16 protein-coding genes are annotated in these 18,032 nt (G+C 59.7%); 7 read left to right on the forward strand and 9 right to left on the reverse strand.

Annotated features, from left to right (window positions below; genetic code table 11):
• Nucleotides 1-171: 171 nt before the first annotated feature.
• Complete coding sequence (locus HMPREF3153_RS11485; RefSeq protein ID WP_246817203.1) at nucleotides 172-1,461, forward strand: PepSY-associated TM helix domain-containing protein; 1,290 nt, start codon at nucleotides 172-174, stop codon at nucleotides 1,459-1,461.
• A 97-nt stretch (nucleotides 1,462-1,558) separates the two neighbouring features.
• On the opposite strand, the gene HMPREF3153_RS11490 is transcribed toward HMPREF3153_RS11485, so the two are convergent.
• The 5 genes from HMPREF3153_RS11490 to HMPREF3153_RS11510 all read right to left on the reverse strand — a co-directional run bounded on the left by HMPREF3153_RS11490 (nucleotide 1,559) and on the right by HMPREF3153_RS11510 (nucleotide 9,691).
• Nucleotides 1,559-4,924, reverse strand: coding sequence for an arabinosyltransferase domain-containing protein (locus HMPREF3153_RS11490; protein WP_193387748.1), 3,366 nt, complete (start codon nucleotides 4,922-4,924; stop codon nucleotides 1,559-1,561).
• Nucleotides 4,925-4,952: 28 nt separating this feature from the next.
• Nucleotides 4,953-6,923 (reverse strand): galactan 5-O-arabinofuranosyltransferase, encoded by a 1,971-nt coding sequence (locus tag HMPREF3153_RS11495; protein WP_070420936.1) that lies wholly within the window; start codon nucleotides 6,921-6,923, stop codon nucleotides 4,953-4,955.
• A 38-nt stretch (nucleotides 6,924-6,961) separates the two neighbouring features.
• Complete coding sequence (locus HMPREF3153_RS11500) at nucleotides 6,962-7,720, reverse strand: decaprenylphospho-beta-D-erythro-pentofuranosid-2-ulose 2-reductase (protein ID WP_070420937.1); 759 nt, start codon at nucleotides 7,718-7,720, stop codon at nucleotides 6,962-6,964.
• A gap of 52 nt (nucleotides 7,721-7,772) precedes the next feature.
• Complete coding sequence (locus HMPREF3153_RS11505) at nucleotides 7,773-9,188, reverse strand: decaprenylphosphoryl-beta-D-ribose oxidase (RefSeq protein WP_046645762.1); 1,416 nt, start codon at nucleotides 9,186-9,188, stop codon at nucleotides 7,773-7,775.
• A 224-nt stretch (nucleotides 9,189-9,412) separates the two neighbouring features.
• Nucleotides 9,413-9,691, reverse strand: coding sequence for a hypothetical protein (locus HMPREF3153_RS11510; protein WP_005530468.1), 279 nt, complete (start codon nucleotides 9,689-9,691; stop codon nucleotides 9,413-9,415).
• Nucleotides 9,692-9,725: 34 nt separating this feature from the next.
• Between HMPREF3153_RS11510 and HMPREF3153_RS11515 the strand changes: the two genes are divergently transcribed.
• The 4 genes from HMPREF3153_RS11515 (at nucleotide 9,726) to HMPREF3153_RS11530 (ending at nucleotide 12,149) form a co-directional block, all read left to right on the forward strand.
• The gene (locus HMPREF3153_RS11515) at nucleotides 9,726-10,226 is read left to right on the forward strand and encodes a hypothetical protein (RefSeq protein WP_070420938.1); all 501 of its coding nucleotides are present in this window, start codon (nucleotides 9,726-9,728) and stop codon (nucleotides 10,224-10,226) included.
• 29 nt (nucleotides 10,227-10,255) lie between these two features.
• Nucleotides 10,256-11,158, forward strand: coding sequence for a plasmid pRiA4b ORF-3 family protein (locus HMPREF3153_RS11520; RefSeq protein WP_070420939.1), 903 nt, complete (start codon nucleotides 10,256-10,258; stop codon nucleotides 11,156-11,158).
• Between the two features lie 62 nt (nucleotides 11,159-11,220).
• Nucleotides 11,221-11,688 (forward strand): GtrA family protein, encoded by a 468-nt coding sequence (locus HMPREF3153_RS11525; protein WP_188311429.1) that lies wholly within the window; start codon nucleotides 11,221-11,223, stop codon nucleotides 11,686-11,688.
• On the forward strand, nucleotides 11,688-12,149 hold the full coding sequence (locus HMPREF3153_RS11530) for a GtrA family protein (protein ID WP_046645759.1): 462 nt from the start codon (nucleotides 11,688-11,690) through the stop codon (nucleotides 12,147-12,149). Before HMPREF3153_RS11525 ends, HMPREF3153_RS11530 begins: the two co-directional genes overlap by 1 nt.
• 14 nt (nucleotides 12,150-12,163) lie before the next feature.
• Here HMPREF3153_RS11530 and HMPREF3153_RS11535 read toward each other — a convergent pair whose 3' ends face one another.
• A complete protein-coding gene (locus HMPREF3153_RS11535; RefSeq protein ID WP_210385578.1) occupies nucleotides 12,164-13,078 on the reverse strand; it encodes a galactofuranosyltransferase GlfT1 in 915 nt (304 codons plus the stop codon).
• A gap of 35 nt (nucleotides 13,079-13,113) precedes the next feature.
• On the opposite strand from HMPREF3153_RS11535, the gene HMPREF3153_RS11540 reads away from it, so the two are divergent.
• A complete protein-coding gene (locus HMPREF3153_RS11540) occupies nucleotides 13,114-13,791 on the forward strand; it encodes a GNAT family N-acetyltransferase (RefSeq protein ID WP_070420940.1) in 678 nt (225 codons plus the stop codon).
• Here HMPREF3153_RS11540 and HMPREF3153_RS11545 read toward each other — a convergent pair.
• The gene (locus HMPREF3153_RS11545; protein ID WP_046645756.1) at nucleotides 13,788-14,594 is read right to left on the reverse strand and encodes a galactan export ABC transporter ATP-binding subunit Wzt/RfbE; all 807 of its coding nucleotides are present in this window, start codon (nucleotides 14,592-14,594) and stop codon (nucleotides 13,788-13,790) included. The two genes, HMPREF3153_RS11540 and HMPREF3153_RS11545, sit on opposite strands and share 4 nt — an antisense overlap.
• 28 nt (nucleotides 14,595-14,622) lie before the next feature.
• A complete protein-coding gene (locus tag HMPREF3153_RS11550) occupies nucleotides 14,623-15,474 on the reverse strand; it encodes a galactan export ABC transporter permease subunit Wzm/RfbD (protein ID WP_046645839.1) in 852 nt (283 codons plus the stop codon).
• A gap of 240 nt (nucleotides 15,475-15,714) precedes the next feature.
• Between HMPREF3153_RS11550 and HMPREF3153_RS11555 the strand changes: the two genes are divergently transcribed.
• Nucleotides 15,715-16,971 carry an aminotransferase class V-fold PLP-dependent enzyme gene (locus tag HMPREF3153_RS11555; protein ID WP_070420941.1) on the forward strand — a complete coding sequence of 419 codons (1,257 nt, stop codon included), beginning with the start codon at nucleotides 15,715-15,717 and terminating at the stop codon, nucleotides 16,969-16,971.
• Between the two features lie 34 nt (nucleotides 16,972-17,005).
• On the opposite strand, the gene HMPREF3153_RS11560 is transcribed toward HMPREF3153_RS11555, so the two are convergent.
• Nucleotides 17,006-17,962 carry an NAD(P)H-quinone oxidoreductase gene (locus tag HMPREF3153_RS11560; RefSeq protein ID WP_005530448.1) on the reverse strand — a complete coding sequence of 319 codons (957 nt, stop codon included), beginning with the start codon at nucleotides 17,960-17,962 and terminating at the stop codon, nucleotides 17,006-17,008.
• Nucleotides 17,963-18,032 lie beyond the last annotated feature (70 nt).

The raw sequence follows: 18,032 nt of genomic DNA on the forward strand, positions 1-18,032 counted from the left end.
CCCGCATGGCTTCGTTACTCGTAAAGGGACCATTAGAGGGGGACCCAACCAGGGAAACCAAACTGAATTGAGGTCAACCTGACCACTGCCGGCAAAAGTTCCCGCGATTCGAAAGGATCACAAGAAAACTCTATCGGGAACCATTGCTAATAATGTCGCGACTATTCACCCATGAGTATTTCCAATCATGGCGCAATGTCGCGCTTACACAAGACAGCCGGTGTCCTCATAGCGCCGTTCCTCATCGTTGCGGCGCTGAGCGGGTTCTTCTACGCCTTGGCCCCCAGCATCGAGTCGGTGGTGTACAAGAAGGAGATCGTGGCGTCAGGAAGCGGTGAAGCACACAGCCTCGACGAGCAGATCGCAGCAGCCCAGAAGGTGTATCCAGACCTACAAGTCAGCAAGGTCCAAGCTTTTGAAGAGGGTAAAACCACCCGCGTGCTCTTCGCGGATGACGCACTGAAATCCTCCAGCTACGCCCACGCAGTGTTCGTGGACCCCGCCACGCTCGAAATCAAGGGGGACCTCGTGCAGTATGGCTCCTCCCGCGCGTTGCCGTTGCGCAGCTGGCTCTCCGAGGGGCACCGCCGCCTCTGGCTTGGCGACGTCGGCCGCATCTACTCCGAGCTCGCCGCCTCATGGCTGGGCGCACTGGCGATCATGGGCATCTACCTGTGGTTCAAGCGGCGTCGGAAAGCGGGCAAGATGCTCACCCTGCACTCCAAGATCGGCGCGTGGCTGCTGCCCGGCTTCGTGTTCCTCACCATCACTGGCCTGACCTGGTCCTTGGTTGCTGGTGAAAGCATCTTTACCCTGCGCGAGAAGATGGATTGGATGCAGCCCAAGCCCGCAGCAACCGCCGCCGCGGACCCGCATGCCGAGCATCATCACCATATGGACATGACGGGGGACATGAACGTGATGGGCGCTGCAGATGCGTTGGCGGCCGCGCGTTCGGCAGGGTTGACCGGCATCCTCGACATGACGCCGCCTTCCGCGGAGAAGCCAGCGTGGACCATCACTGAGGCACGCCAAGATTACAAGCTGAGCTACGATGCCATCGCTGTCGACCCGCACACTGGTGAAGTGGTGGACCGCGTGGACTTTAAGGACTGGCCGCTCATGGCCAAGGTGGTCCCATGGCTCATCCAGCTGCACATGGGCACCTTGTTCGGAATCTACAATCAGGTTGCGCTCGCGCTTCTCGCGCTAGACCTGTTGGCGGTCAGTGTCATGGGCCTGTGGATGTGGTTTAGTCGCCCGAAGCGCGCGCTCCAGCACCTGAAGCTCTCTCCAGCGTTGGTCGTGGGCGCGGTGCTGTATTCCATCATTGCTCCGCTCTTCGGCGCATCCCTGGTGCTGTTCTTCCTCGTGGATTGGGCAGTGCAGCGCGCTAAGAAGGCGAAACAGACCGGGCCACGCGAAACCCAAGAAGGGGAAAGCATCAAGCAACCTGTCTAGAACGATTGCCATAAAGAAAGGAGAGGGAGGACCACCTGGTCCTCCCTCTCTCGTATTCGCTGGGTGCTATTTCTCGCTGGGTGCTTTGCACCCAGCCTTATTTCTTCTCAGAGCCCTCCGGGCGAATCTTCATCTCGGATTGCTTCCACAGGCCGGAGCGAGAAATCACCTCATGGTCGATCTGCGCCTCGGCAGGTGCCTCGCCCTTGGAGTTGGTGCGCAGCTCGTACTTTTCGATTGCGCCCCAGTCTCGAGCCCAATCATTGTTGAGGTAGCTCGGAATCTCGTAGGAGTAGTTGACTGCCTCAGCCGTGGCCATCGCGCCCCCGCCCGAGAAGGACTGGAAGTCAGTCAAGGACGTTTGCGCCGCAGCATCCGGCAGGATGCGGTATTCCGGAATCTCCGTCACGCCCGCATAGTGGTCGAACGTGCGCTGGCACGGGAACTGCAGGGCAACAGACCAGTCCAGCAACGCTGGCGTCTCAGAAGAGAATTGCGAGTTGATGGTGGCCAGCTCCGGCACACGCGGTGGCGTGAATGCCAACCAGTCGTCCTCATCAGTGGAGTCGTCCTTAGCCACCAAGCGAACGACGTTAGCGTCTTCCGGCAGGTCAGCCAGCGGGATGCGCAAGTTGCGCCACTTCGGGGTTGCACCGACGTCGGAAAGCTCAGCCTCGCCCGTGTTGGAGACCTTGCCATCCTTGTAAGTGGCGTACTCGAGCTTGAGCTCCATGCCGTCCTGCTCGATGCCGTTGACGTCGTGGTGGTAGATGTTGCCCGCCGCGGACACCGCGAGGATCGGGGTGTTCTCCGTGGCCTTCGGCAGGTTGTACCACTGGGTGGTTACCGTTGCCGTGGAGCGCTGGCTCTCGTCATACGAGCCCAGCACCGGTACCTTGTTGTAGTCCAGGTTGAACGGCAGGTGGCGGGTCGAGCCGTTGACGCCCTTGGTCTCACGGACGCCGCCGGACTGCTCGTTCGCGGACTTCTCGCTGTTTTGCTCCTCCGTCGCGGCGTCGGCAGAGTCAGCATTTTCCGCCTGGTTCGTGGCGGTGTTCGCGATTGCGCCAACCGACGCCGAGTTCAGGTTCTCCGGCTCGATGGACTCAGGGATGTTGTTCGGGGCGAAGCCGATGGAATCCTCGTCTGGGTCCTCCAGCGAATCCTTGAACTCGCCCTTGACCGGGGTGAGGAAGGCGTCGTTGGTGTTGGTCTCGACCAAGGTGGCGTCGGCAAGAGAGCACACGTTGCCCTTCAAGGACGCGAGGTTGCCCTTGCCCACTGAGTAAGCATCTCCCTGTGAGGCATAAGCCTTGGCGAAGGATGCGCACGAAAAGGCCACAATGAGCGCGCAGGCCAGCGCCAGTGGTGCAGACATGATGCCGGCCCAGCGCGATACCTTCGCTGCGGCCTGTGCCTGGAACTCCTCGACGCGGCCTTCTTCCTCGGCCTTGCTCTTGCGGTAGCTGTGGATCATGGCTTGGACCACGCCGACGGCAAGGACCACCAAGCCAATAAACAGCAGCACAGTGTTGGCCTCAATGGCCTTGTACTGCACAGTACGGTCCCACCACGGGATGCCGAAGGAGGAGACGTACCACCATGCATTCCAGCCAGCCATGGAGATGGCGAGCAAGAAGATGACGGAGGCCAGCGCAAAGGTACGCGCACGCGGGGAGCGCATCGCGATCTGCGAGAGAACCACCGAGCCCAGCGCAGCGATGACGCCTGCAACGCCCGCGTAGATGCCGAAGTGGTGCGTCCACTTGGTCGGCGTGAACATCAGGAAGAAAGTGCTCAAAGCCACGATGAGCAGCAGGCGCTGGGTAGGGCCTACCTCGGCGCCGACCACGCGGCGGTTCTTGATGAAGGCGTAGATGATGAGCGCTAAGCAGAAGATCATGGTGAACATCGCGAAGCGGCGGGTCATCGAGCCGTCCACTGACTGCTGGAAGAGCGTGGTGTAGCGGACGTACTCCGAGTACCACGGCAGCGATGGGCCCACCTCAGAGCGCACGCGCGTGGACTCCATGACCGAAGCCAGCGTCTGATCACCAAAGGCTGCGACCATGATGGCCGTGCCGGAAGCGAGGAAAGGCGCAATCATGGCGAGCCAGCCCACGTGCGGGGCGCGCTCGGCCATGAAGGCGAAGAGCTTCGGCAAGGAGATCAAGAAGACACCGACGGCGAACAGGCCCGTGGGGCCCGCACCCAGGGTCAAGGTCGCGGCGATGGTGCCCACGGCTGCTGGCAGTAGGCGGCGGGTGGCAATAGAGCGCTCGAAGGAAGCCCAGGTCACCATCACGCCCAGTGCCACGATGGGCTCCGGGCGGGTGCCGTTGTTGTATGGCAGCCAGAAGGCCAGGAACATAAACGCCGCGGTCCAGTGCGCCACGCGGCGGCCGTTGACTAGGTCGCCGAAGCGCGGCAGAATCTCGCGCGAGAGAATGAACCAGACGATGAATGCGGAGATGAGCGCAGGCAGACGCACGAACATTGACGTGCTGGAAATCTCCGACAAGAAGGCCACGAGGTCGTAATAAGGGGAGCCGAAAGGGGCCTCAGGTACGCCGTACCAGCGGTAGTAGTTAGCCATGTAAGAGGCGTGGCCCGAGACACGACCCATGGTCAGGATGAAGCCGTCGTCAGAGGTGTTTGAGCCAAAGATGTGCCAGAAGGCGAGGATGGCGGCGACGACGCCGTCGAGCGGACGGATCTGCTTCCAGGTTTCCGGCATGAAGGAGAGCTTGCGGCCATCCAGGCGGTCAATTCGCCACAAACAGAACAGGCTCACGATGGTCATCGCGATGCCCAGCCACATGGCGATCTGCTTGATTAGCGAAGGCGAGGAAGTAAAGCGCGAGTTGATGTCCACGTGGATGTTGAGGCCATCGGCCACCAACGCGGAAGCATCGCTCTCTTCGAGCTCGGTATAGACGCCGGTGACCTGCGGGCGAACATCGTCCTCAGTAGTCTTTTTGTGCTTACCCACGGAGACGGTGGTGCCGTCACCAGAGGCGTCGATCTTGAGGACGGCGTCGTCAGGCAGCGCCGCAACTTCCTTCGGGCTCAGGGCAAGTAGGACCTCGTCGAGGGAAACCACGGAAAGACCCTGATCACCCACGCGCACGAACATGCCGCGGTTCGAGGCCTTGGTGGACTCAGGCGGCACAGTTCCGTAGAGCAGATCCTGGCCCTCGCGCAGCTTGTCGACGGCGCTGAGCGGGATGTCCGCTTTAATATCCTCCGGAGCCACGGAGATGAGTGGCGCGTTGATTGACTGCAGCGAGTTGTTCTGCGGCCAGTCGAAGGAAGACTGGGTCTGATTGACCGGCAGCAGCGGAGTAGCCACAAAACAGATAAAGCCAATCAGGCCGGCGATGATAGCGGTTAGCCGGAGCGAACGCGGGGCGTCCGCAAAGGCTAAGCGGGATTTTTCGATATTGGTGAGGCTAACTGACACGGCGATCAGTTTACGGCACGCCTCCTATTTAATGAGAACGCACCGCCACCACAAACGGGCCAACCTGCTCGGTGTCCCAGCCCTTTTTGAATACGTCAGGGTTAAAGAAGACCGCGCGGTAACGCACATTCGGCTGGTTCGGATAGATGTCTTCAGCCAGGTGGATCTTGTAGCCGTCGCCTGGTTCCTCGATGCTGCCGCGGAAGATGACAACATCTGGCCCACGCCAGCGCGCGGAGTCGAGAGACTTGATGAATTGCTGCGGGGTCTGGTTCCAAGAGTCGCGGCCCCAGGCTTCAATCTGCTCATTACGCGAGCTGAATTCACCAAGCGGGTTGGCGTAGTTGCTGGTGAAGGCATTAAAACCGAGGTAAGGATTGTAGGCCATGAAGAGCTTCTCATCGGTCATCACCACGGTCTGGTTCGGTACGTAGCCATGAGAGTCGATGTATTCGCGGATCTTGATGTAGTTCATCGAAGAGTCGCTTGCGAAGCGGTCGGCGCGCTCGCCGTTACCGTCGGTGTCGGTGTAGGCATGATCCAGCGCCGACTCGTTTTTCTCTGGGATCTGCTGGGCGTAGTAGATGCCGCCCAGCGCAACGATGATGGCGAAGGCCCCGGGGATGCGCTTGTGCGTGCTATCGCTGAAGCGCGCCGGGTAAATGTTGGGGATTCCCATGCGGCGGATTTCGGCCAAGCCAAGAATACCTGCGGTGGCAAAGAGGATGACGATGATGCTCTCTAGGCGGAAGCCCAGCAGGGTAGTACCGACAAGCGTAACGACCATGGACAAGACGACCCAGAGGTATGCGCCTATGGTGGCGATGCCCAGCGCGCGAATGGCGGAGTCTTCCAGGCGCATCGTCATGTACACCAAGCCAATCAGGCACAGCAGGCCAATGATGCTCAAGGAGAGGAATGGCACCGGGATCTGGGTGCCTTCTTCCGGCAGGTAATGCTGGGCGGTGGATTCCAGAGGTGCCTTAGAGGTCATCGCGGCTATGAGGTATGGGCCCCATGCAATGGCTGCGATGGCCATAGAGCCCACACCGATGACCACCAGATGCAGGATAGGGCGCAGCTGGCGGTCATAAATGGCGGTGACCACGGCGATGAGGGAAACAATGGTCAGTGCGACCGCACCAGTGAACAACGTGTAGAAACATGCGGAGACGCCCAGGTAAAGCATGATCCCCACCGTGGAGAACCAAGAACCCTTGAACGCGTGGGAAGAAAGAACCGCGACGGCTGGAACGCCCATGGCGATGACGGCGGAATAAGGCTCTTCAGCGTTGACCGTGAGAGTGATCGCTGTGGTGGCCAAAGCGATTGCGGTTGCCACTGGCAAGGAACCAACAAGACGCTGCCAGATCGGAACTAGGATGCAGCCGCATACCGCGAGGGAGACTAGCGCCCACGGTTGGAAGACCTCCCAACCAGGCATGTTGAGCAGGTTGGCCAGGCGGCCACCCAGCCAGAACCAGCCCATTGGGTAAAAGGTGGGAAGCCCCTCGTAGTTCATGTCGGCGTAGCCCATTTGGTCCGTAGAACGCGTGAGGAATTGGGTACGGAAGACCTGGTCTACTTGGACGCCGTCGAGCCACAGCTTGGAGGCAGAAAGCGGCAGGCCGATTGCAGAAAGAACAAGCAGAGCAGGGGAGATATAGCAGGCTGCGTGGGTTAGCCATACGCGCCAGGTGGGGCGGGAGACCTTTTCCTGGTAGGTGTCATAAATCCACCACACGCAGAGGAAGCCCACGACGCCGAGGGTGAGCACGGTACCCACTGTGCTGAGCGCGCGGGTGACCATGGAGGTGCTGAATGCTGGCAAGGAGATGGTCTTGAAAGCATAAAAACCAATAAGTGCGACGACTGCCCCTCCAAGGGCAGACGCCGCTGTGCCCAGCAGCGTCGACTTTCTAGAAAGTTCGTCGACGTTGTAGTCCGTAGTACGGGCAATGTCGGTGCGCACGGGTTGCATTGTTGCTGGGCTAGTCATGCACACTAGTTTCCCACACTCGAGGGAATTGCAGGAATTTAGAAAGGCAGCTTTCGGAAGATGGCCTGCGGGATGAACTTGAACGCCAAAGAAACGTACTCGAACAGCGGGTGGACGTAGATCGACTGGGTGCCGTTGAGGATCGCCTTGACGGTGGCCTTAGCTACATCCGGGACGTCGACAGTCAGCGGAGCCTCGCCGGCTGCAGCGGACATCTTGGTGCGAACCTGGCCCGGACGGACCACGAGCACCTTGGCGCCGGAGCCGCGCAGGGCCTCACCGAGGTTGATGAAGAAGCCGTCCACGCCAGCCTTCGAGGCACCGTAGACAAAGTTGGAGCGGCGTACGCGCATACCGGCCACGGAGGACAGTGCCACGATGGTGCCGTGGCCCTGCTCCTTGAACTTCTGGCCCAGAAGGACGCCCAAGGACACTGGTGCGGTGAAGTTGGTCTGTGCGGAAGCCACGGCCTTGGCCTGGTTCTGCCAGAGTTCTTCCTGGTCACCGAGGGTACCGAAGGCGATGATGGCGACGTCGACGTCGCCGCGCTCCCATGCCTGCTTGACGACGTCCGGGTGGGAATCGAAGTCAGTCGCGTCAAAGTTGATGACCTCAACGTCAGCGCCGCGGGAGGGCAACGTGGCCTTTGCGTCGTCGATGCGCGGGGAATCAGCGCGTGCCGCGAGGGTGACCTTGGCTGGGCCACGGTCGAGGAATTCCTCGACGATGCCGAGGCCGATCTCGGAAGTGCCGCCAAGAAGAAGGATATGTTGTGCTTGGCCTACTGCATTAAGCATGTGGGTTGTTCCTTAATTTTTCTGCTGGTCTTGAACGAAGGTTGGGAAACTCTTAGTGAAGCTCAAGACGGCGGGACATATCGGATGCAAAGACGCCGGTTGGGTCAATCTTGTTGCGGGTGGCAAGCCAGCCCTCCATGCCTGGGTACATCTTGTGGAAGTTCTCCGCAGAGGTGCGAGACTCCTTGGCCAGGTAGAGGCGGCCGCCGAATTCCATGACGCGCTTGTCCAGATCATCGAGGAAAGCACCGAGCCCCGGCTTGATTGGGAAGTCCACGCAGACGTTCCAACCCGGCATTGGGTAGGACAGCGGAGCCTTGTTGCCCGGGCCGAAGAGCTTGAACACGTTTAGCGCGGAGTAGTGACCGGAGCGCTGCATGTCGCGGATGATTTCCTTGAAAGGCTCAACTGCCTCGGTCGGAACCACGAACTGGTACTGCAGGAAGCCGTTGGAGCCGTAGCCACGGTTCCACTCGCCGATGAGATCCAGCGGCTGGTAGAACTGCGTCAGGTTCTTGATCTTGTTACGAGCCGGAGCGCCCATAAGGTAGTAGGCTTCGCCGATCGCCATCAGGGAGAGCTTGTTCATGGTGAAGTTCGGGAAGATGTCCGGAACGGTCATCAGCTGCGGCGCGTTGAACTTCAGCGGATCCTTGGCCAGCTTCGGTGCGAGCTCCTCGAGCTGTGCCAGGGTAGCCAGGGAACCACGGGAGATGGTGGAACGGCCCAGCTTTGGCTCAGGGGAGATGACGTCGAACCAAGCAGAGGAGTAGGTGTAGTTGTGCTCCGATCCATCGGAGTGGAACGCAACTGTTTCCTCAAGGTTCTCAGTGCGGTCAGTGTCCGCGATGAAGTAGGCAGTCTCCGTCTTGGTCATGCGGATCTTGGCACGCAGGATGATGCCGGTCAGGCCCATGCCGCCCACGGTGGCCCAGAAGAGGTCTCCGTCTGGATCATCCTTGGAACCGCTAGGTTCCAAGTGGAGGACGCGGCCGTCAGCCACGAGCAGCTCCATGGAAACTACGTGGTTGCCAAAGGAACCAGCGGAGTGGTGGTTCTTGCCGTGGATGTCAGGGCCGATTGCGCCGCCGATGGTGACCTGGCGGGTGCCCGGCAGGACCGGAACCCACAAGCCATACGGCAGGGCCGCCTTCATCAACTGGTCAAGGGTGACGCCGCCGTCGACGTCAACGATTGCGGACTCCGGGTCGATGGAGTGGATCTTGTTGAGCGGCTGCATGTCGATGACCAGACCGCCACTGTTTTGGGCGGGGTCACCGTAGGAACGGCCCATGCCGCGGGCGATGACGCCACGGCGGAGGTGCGATGGCTTGTCGGAGTTGTCTTCAGCAACCTGCGCGACGGCCTTCTTGATGACCTCGACGTCCTCGGTTGACAGTACGTGGGCAGTCGTCGGTGCGGTGCGGCCCCAGCCGTGCAGGGACTTTTCGGTGGTATGTAGTTCCATCTCTTACTCTTTACTCGACGTGATATGTCGTACCCAGCCTACCCACCTATCTAGACACGTGACGTTTGTGGCGTTAGTGATATTTGGAACATACTCAGACACAAAACATGTCCGAATATGTGGGTTTTGGCCGTTTAACGTCGCTATTCGGTGTGGAGTTGGCTGCAATGGCGCGGCGTCATGAAAATCCCACAGCTGCCAATGCCATTGGCCACTAGCGTTCGTTAATACAGATCCATGATGTCGCGGATTTCTTCAGGTAACTGCTCTTGTGAGGTGATTTCTGGTCCCTCGTATCCGCGCAGAATTTCATAAACCCGGCGGCGTGAGGTGGAGTCCAAGATGGGGAGCTCTTCCGCCATCAGGCGAGTCATGAATCCATCGAGCGGAAGATTCGTGTGTTCCGTGGCGAGGAAGTGTCCGTTGCGCTTGTCATCTTCTTGGCGTTCATCCTGCGCCGCGCGCTGGGCGGGAGTCAGATGCTCTTTCTTCGATGAGTACATGCGTTTTAGCATAGTTCCGCATAAAGTTATGCCCATGAATCAGCCACATTCGCAGCATGAATCTAACGTCCAAGCTGACACCCGCGTTGACAACTACGCACTTGATGACACTCTCGCCGGCCGCATCACGCAGTCCGCAGCAGCAGGTCTGATGCTCTCTTTCCCGGATTGGATTAAGAACAAAACGGCCCTTAGCATCACCTACGTCTTCTCCTTCATCGGCTTCGGAGCCCTCGTCGCCATCACGAATGCCCAGCGCGAGGATGAAGAACCACAAGCCGAGCAGCCACCAGTCGAGCAGTCACAAGCCGAGCAAAACGATTCTGACCTCAAGCGGTGGGCTGTCTTCGCTGCGGTCATCCTTCTTTTTGTGCTGGGCGGTTTTATTAACGTCAAGGTTTCCCAGGCAGTGGTCAAGCACCTGCGCAAGCGAGGTCTTTCCAAACCATGGACTGCATGGGGCGCAATTGCTGCTGCTTTCGTATTCCTCGTGAGTGAGCTCGAAGCTCGCGATATCGAAAAGCTCGCTGCGTAGCCTCGCAAGTTTTGCGTATGGTGGGGCCCATGAGCCTCAAGGTCACAGATTTGAGTCAAGCACGCGCCAAGCGTGAAGACTCTCTAGTGACCCTCAAGCGTGAGCCTCTCACCGTCATCTGCCAAGTCTCTAACGTACGGGCAGAAGCAGAAGCACACCGACAGATCGGTTTCTCAGACGCTTTTACCTTCGCGGAGCTCCACCGTGTCCTAGAAGTCAGCTTCGGGCTTCCCGATGAGGATTCACCGTGGCACTTTTATGAGCATCGCGACGCCCGTGGCCGTCGCATTGACCCTGAGCATCAGGTCTCTGAATTCCTCTGGAAAGAGGGAGATCAGGTTGACTACGTGTGGGGCCTGTGGGACTTTAGCCTGGTGGTCGCGGAGATCTACCCACGTGATACTGGCACCCCGGAGGCCCTATGCGTGGGCGGTTCTGGCTCCTTCCTGGTGCCTTTTGATCTCACCGCAATTAATGCTGAGCTGACAGGGCAGGAAACCATCGATGAGGTCCTCAATATCGTGGTTCCGCCAGTGCGCGCGATCATTGAGAGAACTAAACTCTTCGACTTCGTACCCCTGCTCCAAGCCCTTGATCTAGAGCGCCCCGAAAGTACTGACAATGCCGATACTTCCCGCGCCGGTTTGGACTCCTTGCCCCGCGAGGTCACCTCAGAAGGACAGGATGCTTTCTGGTCGATGACGCTTGGTCTTTCCTGCATGGGCGGGCGCGAGCTCACCAATTCTGTGGCTGAGGCAACCATGGAAGCTCTTGGATGGGTAGCGGATGATGGGGCGAGCCTAAGCGGTGAAGAAATCCGCGAATTATGTGCTGCTTCTTTGGAGGAACTGGCTGCCATGGGCGCTTACGGTGCCGACGCTTTGGCGCCTGTGGATCGGCTCGACATTTACCGTGCATTGCTGCGCAGGTAGGCTATTTAGCCGTGATTGATAAAAATCCTAATGCCCATAGTCGGGGCAACATTTACGGCAACATTGACGGCAACGTTGAGGGAAACGTCGGGGGAGACGTTGACACTAACGTCGCCGATGTTGAGGTCCGACGCTCCTCGTTACAGACGCAGCTTTTTCGCTTTGTCTCCGTGGGCGTGTTCACCGCGGCTATTGATTATGGCCTGACTTTGTTGCTGACCTCGCTGGGTCTGCACAGGTCCGCGGCTAAGGCTATAGGTTGGGTCTTTGGTACCATCGCGGCCTACATCGCGAATGCCCGCTGGACGTTCGGCGCACAGGTCTCCGGCCGCACCGCCGGCGCTGTCGCGGCGCTGTACGCCTCCACCTTCGCTGTGCAGAACTTCCTCTATTGGGCACTCAATGCACCGCTTATCTCCATGGGATTTGAGGGCGCCGTTAAGGACACCATTGCGTTCGTCATCGCGCAGGGCGTGGCCACCGTGACCAACTTTGCCATCCAGCGCATCTTCATTTTTAAGGGTGATTGATGAGTAACGCGGCGCAGCGGCTCTCGCACTCAAATTCCCTGCAAGCCCAAGGCTTCAAGTTCGCAATCACGGGCGTGACTGCAGCGGTCATTGATGCTGGTCTGACATGGATTTTCCAGATCGGCTTGGACTTGCTTGGCGACGTCGCCGCTCGCACCGTCGGCTTCATCTTCGGCACCTTGACGGCGTATTTGTTAAATCGCCGTTGGACTTTTAATGCGAAGGCCTCGAAGCGGCGCTTGGCTGCAGTGGTGGCCACTTATGCACTGACCTATGCGGTCAACATCATTCTCTACCGCTGGGCGTTCCCCTTCTTTGACCACGACCTTGAGTGGCCCTCCTCCTGGGCCCTGGTCGTGGCCTTTGTGATCGCGCAGGGTACTGCCACGCTGATTAATTTCTTTGTGCAGCGTTGGGTCATCTTCCGCAGCACGCGGAAGTCCTTTGTGGTGGACAATTAAGCCCAGCAGAGCGCTTAAGGGCGGTGGAAGTCTTCTTTGCGGCCCTTGTTGTGCAGGTTGAGCCACTCGAGGAAGCCCTTGGGATCGCGCCTTTGCACGAGGAAGAACCAGCCAAAACGTGCAAACTCCTGGGGGAGGAGTTTGCGCATGCCGCGCTGCCACAGCAGGTAGCCGCGGTTGCGGTAGGTGAAGTAGCGCTTGAACTCACCGGCCGGGTACTGGGTATGCATCTTGCCGCCCAGGATCGGCTTGAACTCGTCGGAGCCATCTGGGTGCAGGTAGCTGGTAGTCAGCGCGGTGCCGAACTGGAGACCGGAATTTACGAGGCGGCGGTGGTACTCCACCTCGTCGCCGCGGATGAAGAGACGGTAGTCGGGGACGCCGATGATTTGCATGGCCTCAGCGGAGATGAGTGCGCCGTTGAAGAGGGAGGCGATGCCGGGCAGGAAGTCGCCCTCGAGCTCGCTCATGTAGCGGCGCCACACGAGTCCCTGGCGCAGTGGGAATGCCAGGCGTGCGGGCTCATTGATGTTGCATACGGCAGGGGAGACCTCGTGCAGGGAGTTGGTTTCAGCGACGCGGTAGAGCTCGGCAAGGACGTTCTTGTCTGCTGGGCGTCCGTCATCGTCGGCGCACCATACAGCATCGGCACCGAGGGACAGTGCGGTGAGGAAGCCGAGGGCGAAGCCGCCTGCACCGCCTAGGTTGGTCTGGGAGGGGATGTATACGGCGCGCTCCTCGGCGATGGACTCAACGAGGTCCTTGACGGCGTCTTCGGCACCGTTATCCACAACGATGATCCACTGCACAGGGTGGGTTTGGTGTGCTACCTGCTCCAACGAGGCGCGAAGCAGTTCAACGCGCTGGTGGGTGACAATTACGGCGGCCGTGGAACCGGCAGTGCTCAAGGTGGCAGTCATGCGTTCCATTCTGCCACCCTTGCGGAGGCGTATAGGCTTTGGACATGGAGTTAGAAAAGATGTGGCCGCCTTTTGCGGTGCGCATTCACGCCAGCGATGGCAAGCAGAACATTTCGATGCGTGTCATGCGCGATACAGATATTGCTGCAATTAATGGGGTCACTCCGGAGGAGATCTATGGGGCCGAAATCCCGCAGCACGCGTTCGGCTGGCTCTTCGACGGCGATCCTTATGCCTCAGCGCGCATGCGGTGGGAGCACCGAGCAAGGATGTCTCCCGCGGAATGGTCTCTCGATTTTGTAGTGTGCATGGACCAGGAAATCATCGGCGTGGTTGATATGCGCGGTAGTGAGTTTGCAGTTCACAAGGAGGTGTCCACGGGTTCCTGGATTTATCATCGCCACCAGGACAAAGGCTTAGGCACGCTGGTGCGTCATGCAGTAGCGGGATTTTGCTTTGGTGAACTGGGTGCACAGGCCCTGAGCACTGGGTGGGTGCAGGGCAATCATGCCTCTGAGAGGGTGTCGATGACGCTGGGCTATGAGCTTTACGACGCCGGCCTAGCCGCCACCGTGCCCTGTGGCCCAGAAAAGACCGAGCTGCCCATCCGGCGCGCACGCCTTGCTCGGGATAGGTACAACAATGCCGGCTACACCGTCACGGTGGACGGAATAACCGGCGCATTGAGGGAGCTGCTCGGGGCGTCGCCAAGCACGGCTTAAGCCTTGCCCGTGCCTTCTTCCTTTTCGAAGCGTTGGCGTAGTTCCTTGACGTATTCGCCTACCTCGGGGCCTTCGTATTCGCTGACTACTTCGGAGACCTCGCCGGCACAGCGGATGGTGCCGTGGTCAATCCACAATGCCGTGTTACACAGCTGCGCCAGGAAGTCGTTGGAGTGCGAAGCAAAGACCAGGATGCCGGAGCGCTTGACCAGCTCCTGGAGGCGCACACGAGCCTTGGCCATGAAGGCGGCGTCGACAGCGCCGATGCCCTCATCGAGCAGGAGGATCTCTGGCTCAATCGAAGTCACCACGCCCAAGGCTAGGCGCACGCGCATACCGGTGGAGTAGGTGCGCAGCGGCATGGCGAGGTAGTCACCCAGTTCAGAGAACTCGGCGATCTCATCCATCTTGTTTTTCATCTGCTTGATGGTCTGGCCCAAGAACAGGCCGCGGATGATGATGTTGTCGTAGCCGGAGACCTCCGGGTCCATGCCTACGCCTAAGTCAAAGACAGGGGCGACGCGTCCGCGGACGTCGGCGGAGCCGCGGGTGGGCTCGTAGATGCCCGAGAGCAGACGCAGCAGCGTGGACTTGCCTGCGCCATTGTGGCCCACCAGTCCAACGCGGTCACCTTCGCGGAGGTGCAGGTTGATGTCTTTGAGGGCCTCAACCACCACCGTGTTGTCGCTGTTCTTGCCAATCGCACCGCCAGCTGAGGAAAGTACAGCCTTCTTTAAGGAGCGGGACTTGGCATCAAAGATGGGAAAGTCCACGCAAGCGTTATAAGTATCGATAGAAACCATTGTTGAAGATCCTTTCGTGCAGCTTGCGCTATACCCAGTAGCTCACGCGGAAGCGCCACTGGCGCATGGCCAAGCCGGCAACGAAGATGCCCACAAGCGTGCAGGCAATGACAATGAGCCAGTGATAGCCGGCGACAGGTTCACCGATCATAGGAGCACGGACGATCTCCATGTAGTGATACAGCGGGTTAATCTCCGCAATGCGTGCACGGCTGGCTACAGCACCGCCCTGATCCTTCAAGGTGTTGGTCATCCACACAATCGGCGTGACGTAGAACAACAGCTGCGTCAGTGCCTCAAGCAGCGGTGCGACGTCGCGGAAGCGCGTTGCCACGATGCCGAAGAACATGGCCACCCACACGCCGTTGACCAGCAACAGCGCCAGCGCCGGGATGAACAGGAAGAACTCCCAACCCAAGTGGCGGGGGAAGATGATGATGAGCAGCAACCAAATGATTAGGTTGTGGCCCAAGAAGAGCGTCTGCCGCCAGACCAGGCGATAGACGTGGACTGACAACGGAGCCGGCAGCTGTTTAATCAGTCCCTCATTATCAATGAAGACGGTTGAGCCCTCCTTGATGGCACCCGAGATGAAGTTCCACATAATAAGACCCACGGTGACGTGGGGGAGGAACTCCGCGACGGGGATCTGGAACAGCATTGAGTACAAAAGGCCCAAAGCAGCAGCCATCACACCAGTGGCGATGGTGATCCAGAAGGGGCCGAGAACGGAGCGGCGGTAGCGTTGCTTGATGTCCTGAATACCCAGCATGAACCACAGTTCGCGCTGCTTGGCGCCTTGAATAAGGTCGGCAAAAGCAGTCCGCAGGGTCATGGACTGAGACGCCGGGACCTCGCTTGACTCCGGGGTGGAGGTCATGCGGGCGATGTCGGCGCGCAATTGATTGTTGTCTTGCACGTCAAAACACCCTAGCGTGCATCCAGGCTAAACGGGTACCTACACGCCGCTTGTACTGGGAAAATGCTTGAGACCAGCGGTTATCCTGTTTTAGGAATCCGGACGGAAACACGTATAGAGTAGGGTGTCGATCGCCCCACAGCGGCCCCGAAAATCGTTGCGTTTGGGAACCAATGAAAGGCACGGAGGAAGGTTATATACATGCCATTAGGCTTGCCATCGAGGTATGACGTTGCCAGCGTGCGAGGTCTTTACACTGGCCTATCGGACGGATGGACCTACCTCAACGCAAACGCTGCGCCCCAGATTTCTGAGCGAGTGGCCGCAGGCGTTGCTCGTTCCTTCCGCATGTCGGCGGCGGTGGCCCCGCAGGAAGATTCCACTGGTGCGCACTCCGCGAACCGCACGCCGGGGCAGCTTGAGGGCGCGCGTAATTACGGCGCGGCCCGCATGGCGATCGCGGATCTCGTGGGCTCGAAGGCTGGCCGCGTTGTCTTAGGCCCTTCGCTGTCGGCGCTGTACCAGACGCTGGCGCGTAGCCTGCGCCCCATGCTGCGGCGCAATTCTTCTGTCGTTTTGTCCAAGCTCGATCCGCCTGCGCTCTACACCGCGCTGGCGGAAGTTGATGCGGACGTGCGTTGGGCACAGCCGGACCTCGGCACAGGTGAGCTTCCGGCGTTCCAGTACGCCGAGCTTGTCGACGGCTCCACCCGTCTCGTTTCCTTCTCCGCCGCCCATGAGTTGTTGGGCACTGTGACACCTACTGCTGAGATCATCGAAGAGATCCGCTCGCGCTCGCGTGCATGGACGCTTGTCGACGTCTCCGCGCTCGCCCCCTATCGACCCCTCGAGTTCGACGAGCTTGGGGCAGACATCCTTGGTATCGATATAGGCCTGCTCGGCGGCCCGCAGATCGCGGCCTTGGTATTCCGCGATGAAGCGATGTTCCGCAGGGTTGAATCGCATAGTCCGGTCAAGACTTCACACACTGCTGAAAAACTTGAGACTCCCGTGTCCACTGGCCTGGCCGGCGGCGTTGGGCCCTTGGTGGATCACCTTGCTGCGCTGGCGGGTGGCGAAGCCGGCTCCCGCCGCGTGCGCGTGCATAAGTCGATGGATGCGTTGAGTGATTACTTAAGCGAGCTCACCGCGGATCTATATACGTACCTGGGCACCTTGCCTGCCGTGCACATCCTGGGCGTGACGGGCGAGGCAGCAGCGGGTGCTTCAGATGATAGGCTGCCGCGCCTGACCTTCGCCGTGCAGGGCGTTCCCGCGGAGACTGTGCACCGTCGCCTCATTGACAACGGCTTGGTAACCACGCTGGCTTCCCGCACTCCGCTGCTGACTGAAATGGGTGCCGACGAAATTGGCGGTGCCGTTACCGTGGCACTGGGCCCATTCAACACGCATCATGACGTCGAGCAGCTCACCCGCGTGGTGGCTTCGCTGGCTTAGTGCTGCGGCACCGTCTTGCGGATGCGGGGCCGGTCTACACCTCGAGGACCAATTTGCCCGTGACCTCGCCGGAGTTGAGCGCGCGGTGGGCAGCGGCGGCGTCGGCAAGCGCAAAAGTGCCGTGGAGATGATGTTTGACCGTGCCGTCCTCGAGCCAGGGCCAGACGTGCTTGACGGTGTCCGCGACGATGGCGGCCTTGTCCTCAAGTGAGCGCGAACGCAGAGTGGTGCCTTGGAGGGTGAGGCGCTTGGCCAGAAGGATACCCATGTTGAGCTCCTCTTTTGTACCACCCTGGAGGCCGATGGTGACCAAGTGACCGTCGGTGGCTAGTGCCTTGAGGTTCTGCTTGAGGTACTTCGCGCCGATGATGTCGAGAATAACGTCACACTGGTTCTTGAGCTCCTCGGCGAAGTCCTGCTCCTTGTAATTAATGAGGACGTCCGCGCCATAGCTCTTGCAGGTATCGAGCTTCTCCTGTGAGCCCGCAGTAACGGCGACCGTGGCGCCCAGAGCCTTAGCCACCTGGATTGCGAACAGGCCGATGCCGCCCGCGCCGCCGTGGATGAGGATGGTCTGGCCTTCGCGCAGCCCTGCCTCCATGGCAAGGTTGGACCACACGGTGCACGCGACCTCGATGACGGATGCGGTGTCGGTGAGTGAGAAGCCTTTGGGAATCGGCAGGAGCTGGCCGACGGGAACCGCAACGTACTCGGCGTAACCGCCGCCCGCGAGAAGTGCTCCAATCTGGGTGCCTTCGGTCCACTCGGTGCCGTTGGCATCGACGATCTCACCGGCGACCTCAAGGCCGATCGTCTCCGATGCGCCAGGTGGCGGCGGGTAGTGGCCGCGGGCCTGCAGCAGGTCTGCTCGGTTAACGCCGGCAGCGTGGACTTTGACGAGCACCTCCCCGGGATGGAGCAGTGGCTTTTCGACGACGCCTAGCTCCAGCGCGCCCGGATCCTCAGGGTTGGTTTGCACGATAGCTTTCATGTTCACCGAGCTTAACGAAAAGTAGACCGTGCTTGGGTGGAGAACTGGGTGGGGGAATGTGAACTCGCTT

Source organism: Corynebacterium sp. HMSC06C06 (assembly GCF_001807295.1).
In the GTDB taxonomy this organism is placed as follows: Bacteria; Actinomycetota; Actinomycetes; order Mycobacteriales; family Mycobacteriaceae; genus Corynebacterium; species Corynebacterium striatum.

Coding starts and splice junctions, on each gene's coding strand:
- HMPREF3153_RS11510 (WP_005530468.1), bottom strand. CDS start 9,691: ATGTACTCATCGAAGAAAGAGCATCTGACTCCCGCCCAGCGCGCGGCG.
- HMPREF3153_RS11545 (WP_046645756.1), bottom strand. CDS start 14,594: ATGGTTTCTATCGATACTTATAACGCTTGCGTGGACTTTCCCATCTTT.
- HMPREF3153_RS11505 (WP_046645762.1), bottom strand. CDS start 9,188: ATGGAACTACATACCACCGAAAAGTCCCTGCACGGCTGGGGCCGCACC.
- HMPREF3153_RS11520 (WP_070420939.1), top strand. CDS start 10,256: ATGAGCCTCAAGGTCACAGATTTGAGTCAAGCACGCGCCAAGCGTGAA.
- HMPREF3153_RS11495 (WP_070420936.1), bottom strand. CDS start 6,923: ATGACTAGCCCAGCAACAATGCAACCCGTGCGCACCGACATTGCCCGT.
- HMPREF3153_RS11485 (WP_246817203.1), top strand. CDS start 172: ATGAGTATTTCCAATCATGGCGCAATGTCGCGCTTACACAAGACAGCC.
- HMPREF3153_RS11555 (WP_070420941.1), top strand. CDS start 15,715: ATGCCATTAGGCTTGCCATCGAGGTATGACGTTGCCAGCGTGCGAGGT.
- HMPREF3153_RS11560 (WP_005530448.1), bottom strand. CDS start 17,962: ATGAAAGCTATCGTGCAAACCAACCCTGAGGATCCGGGCGCGCTGGAG.
- HMPREF3153_RS11535 (WP_210385578.1), bottom strand. CDS start 13,078: ATGGAACGCATGACTGCCACCTTGAGCACTGCCGGTTCCACGGCCGCC.
- HMPREF3153_RS11500 (WP_070420937.1), bottom strand. CDS start 7,720: ATGCTTAATGCAGTAGGCCAAGCACAACATATCCTTCTTCTTGGCGGC.
- HMPREF3153_RS11550 (WP_046645839.1), bottom strand. CDS start 15,474: ATGACCTCCACCCCGGAGTCAAGCGAGGTCCCGGCGTCTCAGTCCATG.
- HMPREF3153_RS11540 (WP_070420940.1), top strand. CDS start 13,114: ATGGAGTTAGAAAAGATGTGGCCGCCTTTTGCGGTGCGCATTCACGCC.
- HMPREF3153_RS11530 (WP_046645759.1), top strand. CDS start 11,688: ATGAGTAACGCGGCGCAGCGGCTCTCGCACTCAAATTCCCTGCAAGCC.
- HMPREF3153_RS11515 (WP_070420938.1), top strand. CDS start 9,726: ATGAATCAGCCACATTCGCAGCATGAATCTAACGTCCAAGCTGACACC.